General features: G+C 73.9%; 13 protein-coding genes and 1 pseudogene. 4 read left to right on the top strand and 10 right to left on the bottom strand.

What is annotated here, in order from left to right:
* From AB0G16_RS12810 to AB0G16_RS12765, 10 genes are all read right to left on the bottom strand, one after another.
* Positions 1-1,020, bottom strand: a 1,020-nt coding sequence (locus tag AB0G16_RS12810) for a GAF domain-containing protein (RefSeq protein WP_362803175.1), incomplete at its 3' end; no start/stop codon positions are given.
* Positions 1,021-1,221: 201 nt separating this feature from the next.
* Positions 1,222-1,968 (bottom strand): 3-hydroxybutyrate dehydrogenase, encoded by a 747-nt coding sequence (locus tag AB0G16_RS12805; RefSeq protein ID WP_362803160.1) that lies wholly within the window; start codon positions 1,966-1,968, stop codon positions 1,222-1,224.
* Positions 1,969-2,106: 138 nt separating this feature from the next.
* Positions 2,107-4,047, bottom strand: coding sequence for a tetratricopeptide repeat protein (locus AB0G16_RS12800; protein ID WP_362803157.1), 1,941 nt, complete (start codon positions 4,045-4,047; stop codon positions 2,107-2,109).
* A 198-nt stretch (positions 4,048-4,245) separates the two neighbouring features.
* Complete coding sequence (locus AB0G16_RS12795; protein WP_362803154.1) at positions 4,246-4,632, bottom strand: tautomerase family protein; 387 nt, start codon at positions 4,630-4,632, stop codon at positions 4,246-4,248.
* A gap of 135 nt (positions 4,633-4,767) precedes the next feature.
* Positions 4,768-6,168, bottom strand: coding sequence for a class II fumarate hydratase (locus tag AB0G16_RS12790; protein WP_362803151.1), 1,401 nt, complete (start codon positions 6,166-6,168; stop codon positions 4,768-4,770).
* 82 nt (positions 6,169-6,250) lie between these two features.
* The gene (locus AB0G16_RS12785) at positions 6,251-8,062 is read right to left on the bottom strand and encodes a serine/threonine-protein kinase (protein WP_362803148.1); all 1,812 of its coding nucleotides are present in this window, start codon (positions 8,060-8,062) and stop codon (positions 6,251-6,253) included.
* Between the two features lie 35 nt (positions 8,063-8,097).
* Positions 8,098-9,303 (bottom strand): serine/threonine-protein kinase, encoded by a 1,206-nt coding sequence (locus AB0G16_RS12780; RefSeq protein WP_362803145.1) that lies wholly within the window; start codon positions 9,301-9,303, stop codon positions 8,098-8,100.
* A 175-nt stretch (positions 9,304-9,478) separates the two neighbouring features.
* The gene (locus AB0G16_RS12775; protein ID WP_362803142.1) at positions 9,479-11,131 is read right to left on the bottom strand and encodes a fumarate hydratase; all 1,653 of its coding nucleotides are present in this window, start codon (positions 11,129-11,131) and stop codon (positions 9,479-9,481) included.
* A gap of 184 nt (positions 11,132-11,315) precedes the next feature.
* Entirely contained in the window at positions 11,316-11,678 is a 363-nt protein-coding gene (locus AB0G16_RS12770; protein ID WP_362803139.1) for a hypothetical protein, read from the bottom strand.
* A complete protein-coding gene (locus AB0G16_RS12765) occupies positions 11,672-12,775 on the bottom strand; it encodes a DMT family transporter (protein ID WP_362803135.1) in 1,104 nt (367 codons plus the stop codon). The genes AB0G16_RS12770 and AB0G16_RS12765 overlap by 7 nt, the downstream gene beginning before the upstream one ends.
* 67 nt (positions 12,776-12,842) lie before the next feature.
* Between AB0G16_RS12765 and AB0G16_RS12760 the strand changes: the two genes are divergently transcribed.
* The 4 genes and pseudogenes from AB0G16_RS12760 to iolC form a co-directional block, all read left to right on the top strand.
* The gene (locus AB0G16_RS12760) at positions 12,843-14,297 is read left to right on the top strand and encodes a PLP-dependent aminotransferase family protein (protein WP_362803132.1); all 1,455 of its coding nucleotides are present in this window, start codon (positions 12,843-12,845) and stop codon (positions 14,295-14,297) included.
* A 95-nt stretch (positions 14,298-14,392) separates the two neighbouring features.
* A complete protein-coding gene (locus AB0G16_RS12755; RefSeq protein ID WP_362803129.1) occupies positions 14,393-15,370 on the top strand; it encodes a Gfo/Idh/MocA family oxidoreductase in 978 nt (325 codons plus the stop codon).
* The gene (locus AB0G16_RS12750; protein ID WP_362803127.1) at positions 15,367-16,251 is read left to right on the top strand and encodes a TIM barrel protein; all 885 of its coding nucleotides are present in this window, start codon (positions 15,367-15,369) and stop codon (positions 16,249-16,251) included. The genes AB0G16_RS12755 and AB0G16_RS12750 overlap by 4 nt, the downstream gene beginning before the upstream one ends.
* Positions 16,248-17,171 (top strand): annotated as a pseudogene (iolC, locus tag AB0G16_RS12745) (5-dehydro-2-deoxygluconokinase); the annotation flags it as partial. The gene AB0G16_RS12750 and the pseudogene iolC, both read left to right, overlap by 4 nt.
* Between the last annotated feature and the right edge of the window lie 433 nt (positions 17,172-17,604).

The raw sequence follows: 17,604 nt of genomic DNA, 5'->3' as shown, positions 1-17,604 counted from the left end.
GCCCAGCGCCCTCGACGACCGGGCCGCGTCCGCGATCATGTCCGCGGTGGTGGACGATCCACGGACGTCCCCCGGAGCCGCCGTCCGGCCGGGCCCGGCGGACGTCCGGCCGGGCGCGCCGTCCTGAGGCGCGTCCTGCCACAGCACGCCCGCGTCCCCGACGATCGGGTGCCCGGCGTCGTCGAGCACCGTCAGCGAGCCGCCGAGCACCTCCGTCACCACCGCCGCCACGTCCTCGACCCCGCCGCCGCGCAGCACCAGGCCGGTCATCCGGTCGTGCGCGAGCGCGGCGCGCTCCACGGCCTGACTGTGCGCGTTCACCTGCCGGTTGGCCTCGCTGAGCTCCTCCAGGGCGTTCCTGGTCTCCTGCAGCAGCCGGGCGTTGTCGATCGCCACCGCCGCGTGCGCGGCCAGCGAACCCAGCAGCGCCACCTCGTCCTGGGTGAAGGGCCGCACGCTCCGGTTGGCCGCGAACAGCACGCCGATCACCCGGGCGCCCAGCTTGAGCGGCACGCCGAGGATGGCGACCAGCCCCTCCTCCAGCACCGCGTCGTCGATGTCGGTCTTGTGCCGGAAGCGCTCGTCGGCGAAGTAGTCGGCGGTCGAGTACGGGGTCGCGGTCTGCGCCACCAGCCCGCCGAGCCCCGCGCCCATGGCCAGCCGCAACGCCCGGAACTTCGCCGAGACCGAGCCGTCGGTCACCCGCATCCAGGTGTCGCCGCGCTCGGGGTCGTGCAGCGTCATGTACGCGGCGTCGGTGCCGAGCAACTGCCTGGCCCGGTGCACGATGGCCTCCAGGACGGCGTCCAGGTCGCGCAGACCCGCCAGGTCGCCCGCCGTGTCGAACAGGGCCGACAGCTCGGCCTCCCGCCTGGCCCTGCGCCGCAGCAGCGCCCGCACCCTCAGCGCGACGAGCTTGGCCTCCTCCAGCTCGGCCAGCTCCCGCGCGTCGGCGCCCCTGCTCCTCGCCGCGAGGACGGGCCCCTCGAACTCGACCGCCGACGCCTCCCTGGCCAGCAGGTCGAGAAAGAGGGTGTTCGTGGCGACGCTGCGCGTCGCGGTGAGCTCGCCTGGATCCGGCTCCTTGCCGCGTCGAGGGGATCGTTCGCTCCTCACGATTCCCTCTTCTCAGTCCAGTCGCCGACGCGATCTCACATGTGGTCCCCGAGACGGCTCGGCCGGGCCTGTTCCGGCGGTTGTGCTCGTGGTGCCCATTGTCGCCTAGCGGGCGGTCCAGCCGCCGTCCAGGGGGAGGGAGACGCCGGTGACGGAGGAACTGTGCGGGCCGCAGAGGTAGGCGACGAGCTCGGCGACCTCCTCGGGTTCGATCAGCCGCTTGACGGCGGCGGGAGCGAGCATGATCTGCTCGACCACCTCGTCCCGGTCGAGACCGTGGGTCTCGGCCTGGGCGTCGATCTGGTTCTCCACCAGGGCGGTACGGACGTAGGCGGGGCTGACGCAGTTGGAGGTCACCCCGTGTGCGGCGCCCTCCAGGGCGATCACCTTGGACAACCCCTCGAGGGCGTGCTTGGCGGTGACGTAAGCCGACTTGTAGGGGGAGGCGCGCAGGCCGTGCACCGAGGAGATGTTGACGATCCGGCCCCAGCCGCGCTCGTACATCCCCGGGAGGACATGCCTGACCAGGAGGAACGGCGCCTCGACCATCACCTTGAGGATCGCGGAGAACACCTGTGGGGGGAACTCCTCGATCGGGGCGACGTGCTGGAACCCGGCGTTGTTCACCACGATGTCCGCACCGGGCGGGATCGCGCGGACGAAGTCCGGCTCCGACAGGTCCGCCACGACGGGGGTCCCCGAGATCTCCGCGGCGACCGCGGCCGCGGCCTCGGCGTCGACGTCGACCACTACCACGTGCGCTCCGGCCGCGGCCAGCCGGAGCGCGCAGGCACGCCCGATCCCGCCGCCCGCGCCGGTCACCACGGCCCGCCGGCCGGATAGGTCAGTCATGCTGCCGAATCTAGGCACGCCCCGGATCCCGGCCCATGGCGCCTGTCCCCATACTCCGGCCTGTCCCTATGTGGTGGACGACCGTCCTCCCCCGGTCACCCGTCGCGGGAACCGTGACCCCGAAGGGCCGCGGGCCGGTCAGAGCCCCGGAACCCATCGCCTCGCAAGCGACCATCGTGCCTCTGTCCTCCAGTGGGCGAGGTGACCGCGGGCGTTCGTCACGTCCGGGTGTCCGGGGCCCAGGACTCGTTCGAGCACCGGTGTCAACGCGGCGAACCGGTCGCGGGCGTCGGCCGCGTACCCGGCGGCGCCCGTCCATGCGGCGAGGTTGAAACGGACGGTCAGCGTGGTCGCATGTTCGGGGCCCAGAACCCTCTCGGCGACCGACAGCAGCGCCGTGAACTGGTCCACCGCACCGGAGGCGTCCCCGGCCTCGCCCATCCATGTGGCGAGGTGGGAGCGGGTGTTCAACGTGGCCGGGTGTTCCGGGCCCAGAACCCTCCTGAGGTCCGACACCAGCATCGTGAACCGGTATCGAGCGCCGGCCGCGTCCCCCTCTTGTCCGATCCAGTGGGCGAGAGCAGAGCGGACATCCAGTGTGGTGAAGTGTTCAGGGCCCAGGACTCGTTCGAGCACCGGCATCAGGGCGACGAGGTGGTATCGGGCACCGGCTGTGTTTCCCGCTTCTCCGGTCCAGCGTGCGAGGGCGCAACGGGTTTCCAGTGTGGCGGGGTGTTCGGGGCCCAGAACCCGTTCGAGCACCGGCACCAGGGCCGTCAACCGGTCGCGGGCGGCGGCCGCGTCTCCCGCTTCCCCCGTCCAGCGGGCGAGGGCATATCGGATGCCCAGGGTGCCGGGGTGTTCGGGACCCCGGGTGCGTTCGAGCACCGGTATCAGCGCCGCGAACCGGTCACGGGCTCCTGCCGCGTCTCCTGCCTCTCCGCTCCAGCGGGCGACACCGATCCGGGCGCTCAACGTGATGTTGTGGTCCGGGCCCAGAACTTGTTCGATCGTCGCCGCCAGTGGTGTGAGCCGGTCCCGGGCGCCTACCGGGTCCCCTGCCTCCCCGATCCAGCGGGCGAGGCAGGTCCGGGCACTCAGCGTGATCAGGTGCTCGGGTCCCAACGCCCGCTCGGTCAGCGCCAGCAGGGTCGTGTACTCGTCCCGGGCGCCGGCCGCGTCCCCTGCGTCCCCTCTCCATTGGTACAGATTCAGCCGGATGCTCAGCGTGATGGAGTGGCCGGGGCCCAGCGCCCTTTCGGCCGCCGGTGCCAGTTCCGCCAGCCGGTCCCGGGCGCCGGCCACCTCTCCCGCCTCTCCCGTCCAGTAGGCGAGGTTGGCGTGGGCGTCCAGTGTGGTGGGGTGGTCGGAGCCCAGGAGCCGTTCGACCAGCGGTGCCAGCACCGTGAACCGGTCCCGGGCGTCGATGATGTCCCCCATCGCCCCTGTCAGGGAGGCGAGGTCGACGCGGGCGGTCAGCGTGTCCTCGTGTTCGGGGCCCAGGGCGTCGTGCAGGGCGGTGTGGCGCCGCTCCAGCACGGTCCGGGCGGTGCGGTTGTCGTCCGAGGCGTACAGGTAGTCGACGATGGAGGCCGTGGCGGGGGAGTCGGGGGGCAGGACGGCGAGGGCGTGGGGCAGCAGCCGGGCGTACAGGGGCCAGGAGGAGGGCTGCTCGGGCTCGTCGGGGATCGCGGCCGCGAGCAGGGCGGCCGCGGCGGTCCTGTCGGCGGTGTGCTCGTCCGGGGGTAGATCGTCCACGACGGCGGCCCGGACGCCGGGGGTCAGGCTCACGTACAGGCCGTCGGGGGACAGGGTGATCACGCCGTGCGAGGCCAGTGACCCCAGCGCGCCGGTGAGGGCGGCCTCGTCGGTGCCCTCCAGCCCGTCCAGCACGGTACGCGGCAGGTCGCCGGGCGCGTAGCAGGCCAGCACGCGCAGCACCCGGAGCGCCGACGGGTGGGCCTGTTCGAGCCGTGCGCGCGTCGGCGCCCACGTGTGGGCCACGGCGGGATCGGCGTCGGGGCGAGGTGGCGGTGGTCCGGGAAGGGGGCCGTCCGCGGGGGACAGGGGAGTCGGCACCGGTCAACCTTGCCGTCTGGAGCCGGTTTCCCACCATCATGTGGTGAATCCGTTATCTCGCCGCGCCGGATCGGCCCCCGCGCGTTTCCCGGGGGTGCGAGGGGTCCGGTACGGCTTCCCCGGGTCGCCCGCCCGGGGACCTTCCGCGGCCCCCGGGGCTTCCGCGACTCCCGCGCGGTGAAGCGGTGGAGCGGGGGCTCAGATGGTGACCGGGTACATGAGCGTCAGCTCGTCGCCCGGCAGCCCGCGGATGCCCCAGTTGGTCTTGGGAGACTCGATGATCACGATCTCCAGGTCCTCGGCGGCGAGGCCGAGCGTCTCACCGGTCCGGGCGAACAGGGTGCGGATCAGCGTGCGCTTGGCCTCGTCCGACCGGCCGACGAAGCAGACGATCTCCATGATGAGGTAGCGCTCGCTGCGCTGCGGGCAGACCAGGTCCTCGGCGTCCAGCAGCAGGAACCGGTGGAACCGCTTGTCCTCGGGCAGCTGCCAGACGTCCACCAGGCAGCCGTGGACGGTGTCGGAGATCTCCCGGCGCCGGTCGGACCACACGTCCCGGCGGCCGTAGAACTTGATCTGGGTCATGTTCAGAGTGTTCCAGGTGACCGGTACGCGCGGTGACGCCGGGGGCGGGGCGGGGACGCGCCGGTCTCACCCGGCGCCGGCCGGTTCCGGCGGGAACCGGCCGGCACCGGTGGGCACCGGTGGGTACCGGCGGGCTCAGCCGGGTTGCGTGGGCGGCCGGGTCATGGAGAGCACGTCGAGCAGTTCGTCGAGCTTCTCCTCGGTGAGGGTGCCGTCGGCCACGTGACCGCGTTCGATGACGACCTCGCGGATGGTCTTGCGCTCGGCCAGGGCCTGCTTCGCTATCTTGGCGGCCTCCTCGTACCCGACGTACCGGTTGAGCGGGGTGACGATCGACGGTGACGACTCCGCGTACTCGCGCATCCGGTCGGCGTTGGCGGTGACGCCGTGCACGCAGCGGTCGGCCAGCAGCCGGGAGACGTTGGCGAGCAGCCGCACCGACTCCAGGATGTTGCGCGCCATCACCGGGAGCATCACGTTGAGCTCGAACGTCCCCGACGCGCCGGCGAAGGCGATGGCCGCGTCGTTCCCGACGACCTGGGCGGCGACCATGGTCACCGCCTCCGGGACCACCGGGTTGACCTTGCCCGGCATGATCGAGGAGCCGGGCTGGAGGTCGGGCAGGTTGATCTCGCCGAGCCCGGCCCGGGGTCCGGAGCCCATCCAGCGCAGATCGTTGGCGATCTTGTTGAGCGAGACGGCGACCGTGCGGAGCTGGCCGGAGAGCTCCACGAGGGCGTCACGGGCGCCCTGGGCCTCGAAGTGGTCGGGGGCCTCGGCGAACGGCAGCCCGGTGGCCTCGCGCAGCTTCTCGATGACCTTGGGCGCGAAGCCGGGCGGGGTGTTGACGCCGGTGCCGACGGCGGTGCCGCCCAGGGGGAGCTGGGCGAGGCGGGGCAGGGCGCTCCGCACCCGCGCGATGCCGTTCTCGACCTGGGTGGCGTACCCGCCGAACTCCTGTCCCAGGGTGACCGGGGTGGCGTCCATCAGGTGCGTCCGCCCGGCCTTGACCATGCCGTCGAACTCCAGCGACTTCTCGCGCAGCGCGGTCGCCAGGTGCCGCAGGGAGGGGATCAGATGGTACGAGACCTCGGTCGTGGCGGCCACGTGGATGGAGGTGGGGAAGACGTCGTTGGACGACTGCGAGGCGTTCACGTGGTCGTTGGGGTGGACGGGGGCGCCCAGCCGCTCCTCGGCGAGGGTGGCGATCACCTCGTTGGCGTTCATGTTGGAGGAGGTGCCCGAACCGGTCTGGAAGACGTCGACCGGGAACTCGCCGTCCCACTCGTTCTCGGCGACGTCGGTGGCGGCCTCGGCGATCGCCTGGGCCAGTTCCTTGTCGAGCACCCCGAGCTCGGCGTTGACCTCGGCGGCGAGCGCCTTGATCAGGCCGAGTGCGGCGATGTGCGGGACCTCCAGCCCGCGCCCGGAGACCGGGAAGTTCTCCACCGCCCGCTGCGTCTGCGCCCGCCACTTCGCGCCCGCCGGCACCCGTACCTCGCCCATCGAGTCATGCTCGATCCGATACTCGCTCATGGATCCAGTCTGCGTCCTATGAGAGGAATCAAACCGGTTGAGCGGGCGTCGAGTGCGGGGATCCGCTCCGGCGGGCCGTTCCTCACGTGAAGGCCACCACCACCAGGATCATGATCAGTACGAGCGCGATCGCCGCCACGCCCATCAGCACGAAGACGCCGACCTTGGTCTTGCGCGGCGGGGCCTGCGGCTGCCCGGGGGCCGGGTAGCCGTTCTGCCCGGTGAACGCGAACAGGTCGGTGCCCAGGCCGGGGGAGCGGCCCGTCTCCGGCCCCGGCGGACGCCAGGGCTGCGGGGCCGCCGGGCCCGGGCGCCCGGGAGCCGCCGGGAGCGCGCCGGCGCCCGCGGCCCGGTCGGGCGGGAAGGGCGCGTACGGCGGCGGACCGGCCGGTCCGGGGATCGGCGGGCCGAGCACGGCGGTGGAGGGCCCGGAGTCCGGCCCGGCCGCGGGGAAGCCGTGCGGCGGGGTGGCGGAGGGGTCGGAGGAGGCCACCGGGAACCCGTGGGGCGGCGTGGCCGACGAGGAGACGTCCGCCTCCTCCGCGGCGCCGGGCGAACGGTCCCCGGGTGCCGGGGGCGCCCCGGCGGCGGGGGCGCCGAGGCCGGGGGAGCCCGGCCCTCCCGCGACCGGCCTGCCGGGACCGGAGGAGGTCCGTCGTCCCGCGACGGGCCTGCCGGGGTCGGCGAACACGGGGCGGTCGGGGTAGGGCGAGGCCGCCGGCCGGCCGGGAGCGGCCGCCGGGCCCACCGTGCTCGCCCGGCCGGTCGGCGGGGAGGGCTCGGCGGGTTCGGCGGGCGTGGCCGCGCCGGGGATGCGCAGGCCGCCCTGGGGGCGGATGACCACCATCGTGCGGTCGGAGTCGAAGTCCTCCGCGCCGTCGTCCACGACGGCCGCGTCGGCCGCGTCGGCGGGGACGTCCCGGTCCCCGGCGGCGCCGGAGAGCCCGGCGGGCTCCGCGCGCAGCGGCTCCGTGTCCTTCGGCGCGGTCGTGGCCGGGCGCCCGGCCGCCGCGGGCGCCGGGGAGGCCGTGGCGGGGGGCGGGGTGGAGGGCAGCGAGTCCGCCAGGTGGGTGGGGGTGTCCGCCACCGCCCGGAGCATCGCGCTCGCCTGGGGGGCCGTCAGGCGCGCCGTGTGGTCCCGCTCCAGGAGCTGCTCCAGCACCGGGCGGAGCGGCCCGGCCTGGGTCGGCGGGTCGACCTGCTCGCTCATCAGCGCGGCCAGGGTCTCCGCCACCGTGGAACGCTCGTAGGCCGGGCGGCCCTCGACCGCGAAGTACAGGGTGGCGCCCAGCGACCACAGGTCGGACTCGGGGCCGTTGTGCTCGCCGCGGGCGCGCTCGGGCGCCGTGTACCCGGGGGAGCCGATCACCATGCCGGTCTTGGTGAGGCTCGTGTCGCCCTCGGCCTTGGCGATGCCGAAGTCGGTGAGGACCACCCGGCCGCTCTCGGTGATCAGCACGTTCCCGGGCTTGACGTCGCGGTGGAGCACGCCCTGGGCGTGGGCCGCGCGGAGCGCTCCCAGCAGGTCGGCGCCGATCTCGGCGACCAGGCGCGGCGGGAGCGGCCCCTCCTCCTCGATCACCTGCTCCAGGGAGCGCGCCTGGACGAGCTCCATGATGATCCACGGACTGCCGTCCTCGACGATGGCGTCGTGGACGGTGGCCACCGAGGGGTGACTGATGCGGGCCGCCGTACGACCCTCGCGGATCATCCGTTCCCGAAGTTCGGTGCGCTGCGCCTCGCTGAGCCCGGGCTCCTGACGGATCTCCTTGATCGCGACCTCACGGCCGAGGGAACGGTCGTGGGCCCGCCACACGGTGCCCATCGTTCCCCGGCCGAGCGGCGCGATCAGCTCATAACGGTCCGCGAGCACGCGCGTCTGCTGTTCCGGCATGAGAAGAAGATAGCCATTCCCACTTGAGAAGTGCTTTACCCGCGCTTACGGAGTTCCCTCGGCCAGAGAAGACGCGGGAGGACCAACCTGATGAACGGCGTCATAAAACGGACAAGTGGGCGGTAATTCACCGATATGTCTACATTTTTCCGGTGGACGCCCTCGTTCGTCCGGCGGTGCGACCGTGACTGTCCCACCGGCGCCGAGAACGGCCCCGACGACGGCCCCGACGGCGGCCCCGACGGCGGTGGGGGAGAGACGGGCGAGGTGGGACGCGGGGCCGGCGGCGGCGCGGAGCCGACCCGGTGCAGCCCGCGGTGCTGGGAGCGGCGGCCGAACGTCGTGCCGCCGTCCTGGCCGTCCTGGGAGGGCCTCGGCCCGGTCCGCGTGACGGGCGGCCGGGCGGCGAACTCCTCGGCCGAACCGCCGGCCGCCACCCGGGCGAGCATCAGCGCCGCCCGGACCGTGTCGAGCCGGGCGTTCGGGTCGATCATGAGCAGGCCGCGCAGCACCGGCGCCAGCGGTCCGGCGCGTTCCATGGGGATCGGCTCGCCGCTGGTCAGCGCCGCCAGGGCGGCGGCGGCCGTACGGCGCCCGTGCAGGCCCCGGCCCTCGACGGCGGTGTAGAGGGTCGCGCCGAGCGACCACAGGTCACCGGCCGGGCTGGCCTTCGCCCCCAGGACGCGCTCGGGGGCGATGTACCCGGCCGAGCCCAGCACGATGCCCGCCTGGGTGATGGACACGTCGCCCTCCAGGGCGGCCAGGCCGAAGTCGGTGAGCACCGCCCGGTCGTCGGTGACCAGGACGTTGCTGGGCTTCACGTCGCGGTGCAGGATGCCCTTGGCGTGCACGGCGCGCAGCGCCCCCAGGACCTGCCGCCCGATCTCCGCCACCTGGCGCGGCGGCAGCGGGCCGTGGTCCTGCAGGAGCTGCTCCAGCGACCTGGCGCGCAGCAGCTCCATCACGATCCAGGGGCGCTCGTCCTCGGTGACGACGTCGAAGACGGTGATGACCGAGGGGTGGGCCACCATCGCGGTCGCCCGTCCCTCGCGCTCGGTCCTGGCGCACAGCTCGGCGCGCAGCTCCTCGTCGAGGATCAGGGGGAGGCGGACCTCCTTGACCGCCACCTCGCGGTTGAGCAACTCGTCGTGCGCTCGCCAAACGGTGCCCATGCCGCCTCGGCCCACCGGTTCCGACAACCGGTAGCGCGCGGCGAGAAGGTATCCGGGTGGCGCACGCATGTGGTGCAGCTTACCGATTTGCGTAATGCGACCAGTAGAGACCGGGCCGAATCTTCTTGCCAACTTCGGTCAGATTTTCGCGCTTGTGATTGTTGAGACACGAAGCGTGACATCCGATAATTTTGGTACGTCGACGGATCGCGCCGTTCCGGAGCCGGCCGGTGCAGGGCACCGGTCAGCGACGGCCGATGCTCAGGACCGGGCCGGTGGAGTCGGTGAAGAAGTCGTTCCCCTTGTCGTCGACCACGACGAACGCGGGGAAGTCCTCGACCTCGATCCTCCAGACGGCCTCCATGCCCAGCTCGGGGTATTCGAGGACCTCGACCTTCCTGATGCAGTCCTGGGCCAGGCGCGCGGCCGGCCCGCCGATGGAGCCGAGGTAGAAGCCGCCGTGGGCCTTGCAGGCGTCGGTGACCTGCTGGGAGCGGTTGCCCTTGGCCAGCATGACCTTGGAGCCGCCGGCGGCCTGGAAGCGCTCGACGTAGGAGTCCATCCGCCCGGCCGTGGTCGGGCCGAAGGAGCCGGAGGCGTAGCCCTCGGGGGTCTTGGCGGGGCCGGCGTAGTAGACCGCGTGGTTCCTGAGGTATTCGGGCATCTCGCCGCCCGCGTCCAGGAGCTCGCCGATCCTGGCGTGGGCGATGTCGCGGGCGACCACGAGCGGCCCGGTCAGCGACAGGCGGGTCTTGACCGGGTAGCGGGTCAGTTCGGCGAGGATCTCGTCCATCGGCCGGTTGAGGTCGATCCTCACCACGTCGTCCGACAGCTGCTCGTCGGTGGTCTCCGGCAGGAACCGGGCCGGGTCGGTCTCCAGCCGCTCCAGGAAGACCCCCTCCGGGGTGATCTTCGCCAGGGCCTGGCGGTCGGCGCTGCAGGAGACCGCGACGGCCACCGGGCAGGAGGCACCGTGGCGCGGCAGGCGGATGACGCGGACGTCGTGGCAGAAGTACTTGCCGCCGAACTGGGCGCCGATGCCGAGCTTCTGGGTGAGCTCGAAGACCTTGGCCTCCAGGTCGGTGTCGCGGAAGCCGTGCCCGGACGGGGAGCCCTCGACGGGGATGGAGTCCAGGTAGCGGGCGCTGGCGTACTTGGCGGTCTTCAGGGCGAACTCGGCGGACGTGCCGCCGACGACGATCGCCAGGTGGTACGGCGGGCAGGCCGCGGTGCCGAGGGAGCGGATCTTCTCCTCCAGGAACCGGAGCATCCTGGCCTCGTTGAGCACCGCCTTGGTCTCCTGGTAGAGGAACGACTTGTTGGCGCTGCCGCCGCCCTTGGCCATGAACAGCAGCTTGTAGGCGTCCGCGTGGCCGCCCGGGTCCTCGGCGTAGAGCTCGATCTGCGCGGGGAGGTTGGAGCCTGTGTTCCGCTCCTCCCACATGGTCAGGGGGGCCATCTGCGAGTAGCGCAGGTTCAGCCGGGTGTAGGCGTCGTAGACGCCGCGGGAGATGTGCTCGGCGTCGGCGCCGTCGGTGAGCACGTGCCGGCCGCGCTTGCCCATCACGATCGCGGTGCCGGTGTCCTGGCACATCGGCAGGACGCCGCCCGCCGAGATCGAGGCGTTCTTGAGCAGGTCCAGGGCGACGAACCGGTCGTTTCCGCTCGACTCGGGGTCGTCGATGATCTTGCGGAGCTGGGCGAGGTGGGACGGGCGCAGGTAGTGGGAGATGTCGTGGATCGCGGTCTCGGTGAGCAGCCGCAGCGCCTCGGGCTCGACCTCCAGGAACCTGCGCCCCGCGGCCTCGACGACCCGTACCCCCTCGGGGGTGATCAGGCGGTACTCCGTCTCGTCCGGGCCCAGGGGGAGCAGGTCGGTGTAGTCGAACTCGGGCATCGTCGTCGATCCTTCGCGCGAGGGTCATCTCCGTTTTCCCTAGAGGGTAAGGCTTCGCCCGCACGCCCGATCGTGGTGGTCGGCCAGGGGGCGTTCGCCCCCCGCCCGGGCAAACAGACAGGGACATATGTGATGAAACCCGAATATTCAGGACAAGGGTCGGTGGGGTATGAGGCTTTTGTCCCTAACTGTCCGGAGAGAGGGAGGAAGCTGGAAGCAGACCGGGCCGCGCGTCCGGTGGAAGCAGGAGGGGCACCATGGACATCGGAAACACCGTCCCGGCCGGCAGCATCGTCATGCTGGTGCTCGTGGCCGTCTTCATCGTGGCCGGGCTGACCGTGTCGCTGATCGCCATCACGCTGACGAGCATCAAGGAGAACGACGGGCGGACGCCCGAGTGGCCGGTGAGCTGGCCGAAGACACCCGTCGCCCTGTCCGGGCAGCGGATCGCCGTCTCCCCGGGACGGCCGCTCGCCGTGTCGTCCTCGTCGTCCTCGTCGTCCTCGTCGTCCTCGCGGTCGGGCCACCCCGGCTGGCGGGTCAGCATGCCCCATCGGGCCGGTGACTCCCCGCGCCGGGCGAACTCCTCCCGCTGGGCCGAGGCCTCCCGGTGGCGGGTGAGCCCGCCGCGGCGGGTCGACGCGCCCCCGCAGCGCGTGAGCGTGCCCCGGCAGCGGGTGAACCCCTGGGGCTGAGGCGGGCGGGCGGACCCTCCGGGCCGGGGGCGGCGGGCGAGCCCCCGGAACCGGGACGGGCGGGTGAGCGCCCCGGACCGAGCCCGACGGCGATGCCCGCCACCACGAGCGCGGCACCGAGCAGGTCGGGTCCCGAGGGGGCGCCCAGGCCCAGGACCGCGCCGGTGGCGATGGCGCCGACCGGGATCAGCCCGGCGAACAGCCCGGCGGTCCCCGGGCCGATCCGCGGCAGGGCGTCGTACCAGAGGAGGAACGCCACGCTCGTCACGACCACCGCCTGGTAGGCCAGGCCCGCCGCCTCGACCGGGGTCGGCACCCTGATCGGCGCGGTACCGTCCGCGACCAGCCCGGCGACCGCCAGCAGCGGCACGGCCAGCGCCGCCGAGTAGGCCGAGACACGCACCGCGCCCAGCCTGGGCAGCAGCGGCAGGGCGAGCACCGAGAAGCAGACCTCGCAGCCCAGCGCGCCCAGCGACCAGAGCAGCCCGTCCAGGTCACCGCTGCCCAGGCCGGTGGCCACCGTCGCCCCGGCGACGACGACCGTCGCCGCGCCGAGGAGCCGGGGCGAGGGCCGCCCGCCGATCAGGGCCAGGGCCAGCGGGACGGTGCCCAGGACGGTGCCGACCAGGGCGGGCCCGCCGTGCCGGGTGGCCTCGATCACGCACACGTTGAACAGCACCAGCCCGGTCAACGCCAGCGCCGCCAGCAGCGCCGTCTCCCGGGCGGTGGGCCGCACCGGCCGCAGCCCGGCGAGCCGGACGACGGCGAACAGGATCACGGCCGCCACCAGGTACCGCAGGGCCTGGCCGCCGTGGACCGGATAGTCGCCGATCACCCCGGACACCCCGGCCAGGGTGCCCACCAGGAACATCGCCGCCGCGGCCTCGACGAGCCCGCGGAGCTCGCGCGGCTCCGGCCGGGACGCGGGGAGGCTGACAGTCCGCTTCATGTACGCGATGCTAGGAAGCCAATGGTTCGCCCGCCGGGTCCAATGACCCTGAGAAAAAGAGGGCCAATTGGCCGATCTCCATCTCGCCGTCGACCGGGCGGCGGGCGGCGTCGCCGCCCAGATCGCCCGCGAGCTCCGCGAGGCCGTACGGCACGGGCGGCTGGCGGCCGGGGTCCGGCTGCCCGCCAGCCGCGAGCTCGCCAGGGACCTCGGCCTCTCCCGGGGCGTGGTGGTGGAGGCCTACGAGCAACTCGTCGCCGAGGGCTTCCTGCTCTCCAGGGTCGGCGTGGGCACCGTCGTGGCCCCGGCCGCGAGCCGCCTCGCCGCGCCCGGCCTCCCCGGGGGCGGGGACGCCCCCGCGACCGGGGACGATCCGTACCGGGGGCGCCGCGCCACGGCCCCCGACCTGGGTGCCTTCCCCCGCCAGCGCTGGCTGGCCTCGATGCGGCGGACGCTCACCTCACTGCCCTCCGACGCGCTGGACTACGGCGACCCCGGCGGTGTCCTCGCCCTCCGTGAGGAGCTGGCCGCCTACCTCGGAAGGGTCCGGGCGGCCGACACCGGCCCGGACGACCTGGTGATCGTGGGCGGGGTCGCCCAGGGGATGAGCCTCGCGGTCCAGGCGCTGGCGGGCCGGCTTCCGGTGACCGCGGACCGGCACGGCCTGGGCTGGTTCGTCCGCGACGGCACGCGTCCCGCGCCGCGTCCGGGACGGATCCGGCTGGCGATCGAGGACCCCACCGGCGTCCGCCAGCTCCCGCTGCTCCGCGCGGCCGGCGCCGACCTGGTCGCGGTCGGCGTGGACGACGAGGGCGTCGACGTCGCCGCCCTCGCCGCGACCGGGGCGCGGGCCGTGCTGCTCACCCCCGCGCACCAGTACCCGACCGGGGTGGTGCTCTCCCCCCGCCGTCGCGCCGAGCTGATCGGGTGGGCCGTCGCGACCGGCGCGACGATCCTGGAGGACGACTACGACGCCGAGCTGCGCTTCGACCGCGACCCGGTGGGCTGCCTGCAGGGGCTGGCCCCCGACCGGGTGATCCTGGTCGGGAGCGTCAGCAAGTCCCTGGCGCCGGGCCTGCGCCTGGGATGGGTGGCCGCCCCGGCACGGATCGCCGGGTCGCTGCGGCTGGCCCGCGGCGAGCTGGACCTCGGCTCGCCGGTGCTGGAGCAGTACGTCCTGGCCGACTTCATCGCCACCGGCGGCTACGACCGGCACCTGCGCAGGACGCGCCGGGAGTACCGGGCCCGCCGCGACGCCCTCGTGCGTGCCCTGGCCGGGAACCTTCCCGAGATCGTCGTACGGGGCGTCTCCGCCGGGCTCCACCTGCTCGCCGAGCTGCCGGCCGGCTGGGACGAGGAGGGGGTGGCGGCGGCGGCCCTGGCGTGCGGGCTGGCGGCCGAACCGGTGGCGCCGATGAGACACGCCCCGGGCCCGCCCGCGCTGGTGATGGGCTTCGCGCGCCTGCCGGTCCACCGCGCCGACGAGACGGTCAGCGCCTTCGCGCGGGCCCTGCCCCGCTGAGACGGATCGTCCTCATGTCCTGACAAATTCTTGACGGCGACCGGCTCCTCGCCTAGAACTGGAGACCGAACGCTCTCTCCTTCCGAGGAGGCACCATGCGTGTTGGGCTGCTGGGGCTCGGCAGGATCGGGGCGCTGCACGCCTCGACCCTGGCGGCGCACCCCGGGGTCGACGAGCTGGTGGTGGGCGACGCCGACGGCCGCCGGGCGGCGGGGACGGCCGCACGGCTGGGAGCCCGGGTGGGAGACCCCTTCGAGGCCGACGCGCTGGTCGTCGCCACCCCCACGGCGACCCACGCGGAGCTGCTGGTGCGCGCCTGCGCCGCCCGGGTGCCGGTGTTCTGCGAGAAACCGGTCGCGTCCGGCGTGGCGGAGACCCTGCGCGTGCTCGACGCCGTCAGGCGGAGCGGCACGGTCGTGCACATCGGGTTCCAGCGCCGCTTCGACGCCGGCTACGCCGCGGCGCGCAGGGCGCTGGGCGACGGCGAGCTGGGCACGCTGCACCGGGTGCACATGCTCAGCGCCGATCCCCGGCCGCCCGACCCCGGGTACGTCCCGCTGTCGGGCGGCATCTACCGCGACTGCCACATCCACGACTTCGACCTCCTGCGCTGGGTCACCGGCCGCGAGGCCGAGACCGTCTACGCGACCGGCGCCAACCGGGGCGAGGCGTTCTTCGCCGAGGCGGGCGACGTGGACACCAGCGCCGCGCTGCTCACCCTGGACGACGGCACCCTCGTCACCGTGCAGGGCTCCCGCTACAACGGCGCCGGGTACGACGTGCGGATGGAGCTGGCGGGCACCCTGCGGACGCGGGTGGTGGGCCTCGGCCCGCGCACCCCACTGACCGGCGCCGAAGGGCCGCTACCGCCCGGCGAGCCCTGGCCCGACTTCGCCAGCAGGTTCGAGGCGGCCTACGTGGCCGAGCTGGACGCGTTTCTCGGCGCGGCACGCGGGGAGACGGAGAGTCCCTGCACGGTCGAGGACGCCCTGGCCGCGCTCTACCTCGCCGAGGCCGCGGAGCTCTCCCGGCGCGAGGAGCGCCCGGTGCGCGTCGCGGAGGTGGTCCTGTGAGAATTGCCGGTGCGCCGATCTCCTGGGGTGTCAGCGAGGTCCCCGGCTGGGGGTACCAGCTGGACCGGTCCCGGGTGCTCGCCGAGATGAGGGAACTGGGCCTGACGGCCACCGAGCTCGGCCCGGAGGGCTTCCTGCCGCCCTCGCCGACGCGCTGCCGCGCCCTGCTCGCCCAGTACGGGCTGCGCGCGGTGGGCGGGTTCGTCCCGGTGGTCCTGCACGAGGACGACCACGACCCGCTCCCGGTGGTCCGGGCCGCGATGCGCGCCTTCGCCGACGGCGACGTGGACACGGTCGTGCTGGCCGCCTCCACCGGCGGCGAGAGCTACGACGCCAGGCCCGAGCTGGACGCCGCCGCCTGGAAGACCCTGATGACGAACCTGCGCCGGATCCTCAGGAGCGCCAAGGAGTTCGGCCGCTCCGTCACCCTTCACCCGCACGTCGGGACCGTGGTGCAGGACCCGGACGAGGTGCGGCGGGTGCTCGACGGCAGCGCCGTGCAGCTCTGCCTGGACACCGGTCACCTGCTCGCGGGCGGCACCGACCCCGCCGAGCTGGTCTCGCGGGCCGCCGGGCGGATCGCCCACGTCCACCTCAAGGACGTGGACGCCGCCATGGCCGAGCGGGTCAGGGCAGGAGAGCTGCCCTACGGCCGGGCCGTCAGGGAGGGCCTCTACCGCCCGCTGGGCCGGGGCGACGTGGACGTGCCGGCCATCGTCTCGGGCCTGACCGCGGCCGGGTACGACGGCTGGTACGTGCTGGAGCAGGACGTCGCGATCGCCCCCGGCGACGCGGCCCACGCCGACCCCCGGGAGAACGTCGCCGAGAGCCTGGCCTACCTGAACGGCCTCGCCGGCCCCCGCGACGGGGCGGGCCCGTGATCGAGGTCCTGACGATGGGGCGCGCCGGCGTCGACGTCTACCCGCTGCGGGTGGGCGTCTCGCTGCGCGAGGTGGAGACCTTCGGCAAGTACCTGGGCGGCAGCCCCACGAACGTGGCGGTGGCCGCCGCCCGGCTCGGCCGCGCCAGCGCCGTGATCACCAGGACCGGCGACGACCCGTTCGGGCTCTTCGTGCACGACGCGCTGCGCGAGTACGGCGTCGACGACCGCTACGTCACCGCGGTGGCGCACCTGCCGACCCCGGTGACGTTCTGCGAGATCATGCCGCCGGACGACTTCCCGCTGTACTTCTACCGCCTGCCCAAGGCGCCGGACCTGGAGATCCTTCCCGAGGAGCTGGACCTGGAGGCCGTCACCGGGGCGCGGGTGTTCTGGGCCACCCTCACCGGCCTGTCCCAGGAGCCCTCCCGCGCCGCGCACTTCGCCGCCTGGCGGGCCAGGGGCCGCACCCCGCACACCGTGCTGGACCTGGACCACCGCCCGATGTTCTGGCCGCGCCCGGCCGAGGCGCGCGACCTGCTGCGCGAGGCCCTGCGGCATGTCACGGTGGCGGTGGGCAACCTCGACGAGGTCGAGGTGGCGACCGGCACGCGCGTCCCGGAGGCGGCCGCCGAGGCGCTGCTGGAGGCCGGAGCCGAGCTCGCGATCGTCAAGCAGGGGCCGGCAGGGGTGCTCGGCATGACCGCGGCCGAGACCGTGCGGGTGCCGCCGGTGGAGGTGGAGGTGGTCAACGGCCTCGGCGCCGGGGACGCCTTCGGCGGGGCCCTGTGCCACGGCCTGCTGGAACGCTGGCCGCTGGAGGGCGTGCTGCGGTTCGCCAACGCGGCCGGGGCGATCGTCGCGGGCCGGCTGGCCTGCGCCCCGGCGATGCCCCGGGAGGAGGAGGTGACGGCCCTGCTCGCCGCCCGGCCGGGCGGGCCGTCGTACGGGGTGCACGTCTTCGGCACCGGCCCTGGCACGGCGACGGGCGCGGCGGCGGACGGCGTCCCGGGCCCGGTGCCGGGCCGGGTGCCGGGCCGGGTGCCGGTCGTGGCGGCCGGGCCGGTGGGGGACGGGCCGGCGGGCGTGGTGGCGGGCATACGGGCACGTCACCCCGGCCGGATCGCGGAGGCGGCGGCGGCGCGCGAGCGCAGGAGCCTGTTCCTGGATCGCGACCGGCTCCTGATCGTCGCCGCCGACCACACGGCCAGGGGCATGGTCGGCGTCAGGGGCCGTCCCGCGGCCCTGGAGAGCCGTGCCGAGCTGCTGGAACGGCTCTGCGTGGCGCTGGCGCGGCCAGGCGTGGACGGGGTGCTGGGCACCCCGGACGTGGTGGAGGACCTCCTGCTGCTCG

The organism is Streptosporangium sp. NPDC023615, assembly GCF_040640155.1.
GTDB lineage: Bacteria > Actinomycetota > Actinomycetes > Streptosporangiales > Streptosporangiaceae > Streptosporangium.
Note: the sequence above shows the minus strand (reverse complement) of the source record. Positions and strands in the feature narration are given on the sequence as shown.

Bases quoted from the DNA above. Each gene is read 5' to 3' on its own strand.
- AB0G16_RS12785 (WP_362803148.1), bottom strand. From the start codon at position 8,062: ATGCCGGAACAGCAGACGCGCGTGCTCGCGGACCGTTATGAGCTGATC.
- AB0G16_RS12795 (WP_362803154.1), bottom strand. From the start codon at position 4,632: ATGACCCAGATCAAGTTCTACGGCCGCCGGGACGTGTGGTCCGACCGG.
- AB0G16_RS12805 (WP_362803160.1), bottom strand. From the start codon at position 1,968: ATGACTGACCTATCCGGCCGGCGGGCCGTGGTGACCGGCGCGGGCGGC.
- AB0G16_RS12775 (WP_362803142.1), bottom strand. From the start codon at position 11,131: ATGCCCGAGTTCGACTACACCGACCTGCTCCCCCTGGGCCCGGACGAG.
- AB0G16_RS12765 (WP_362803135.1), bottom strand. From the start codon at position 12,775: ATGAAGCGGACTGTCAGCCTCCCCGCGTCCCGGCCGGAGCCGCGCGAG.
- AB0G16_RS12790 (WP_362803151.1), bottom strand. From the start codon at position 6,168: ATGAGCGAGTATCGGATCGAGCATGACTCGATGGGCGAGGTACGGGTG.
- AB0G16_RS12770 (WP_362803139.1), bottom strand. From the start codon at position 11,678: ATGCTGACCCGCCAGCCGGGGTGGCCCGACCGCGAGGACGACGAGGAC.
- AB0G16_RS12755 (WP_362803129.1), top strand. From the start codon at position 14,393: ATGCGTGTTGGGCTGCTGGGGCTCGGCAGGATCGGGGCGCTGCACGCC.
- AB0G16_RS12780 (WP_362803145.1), bottom strand. From the start codon at position 9,303: ATGCGTGCGCCACCCGGATACCTTCTCGCCGCGCGCTACCGGTTGTCG.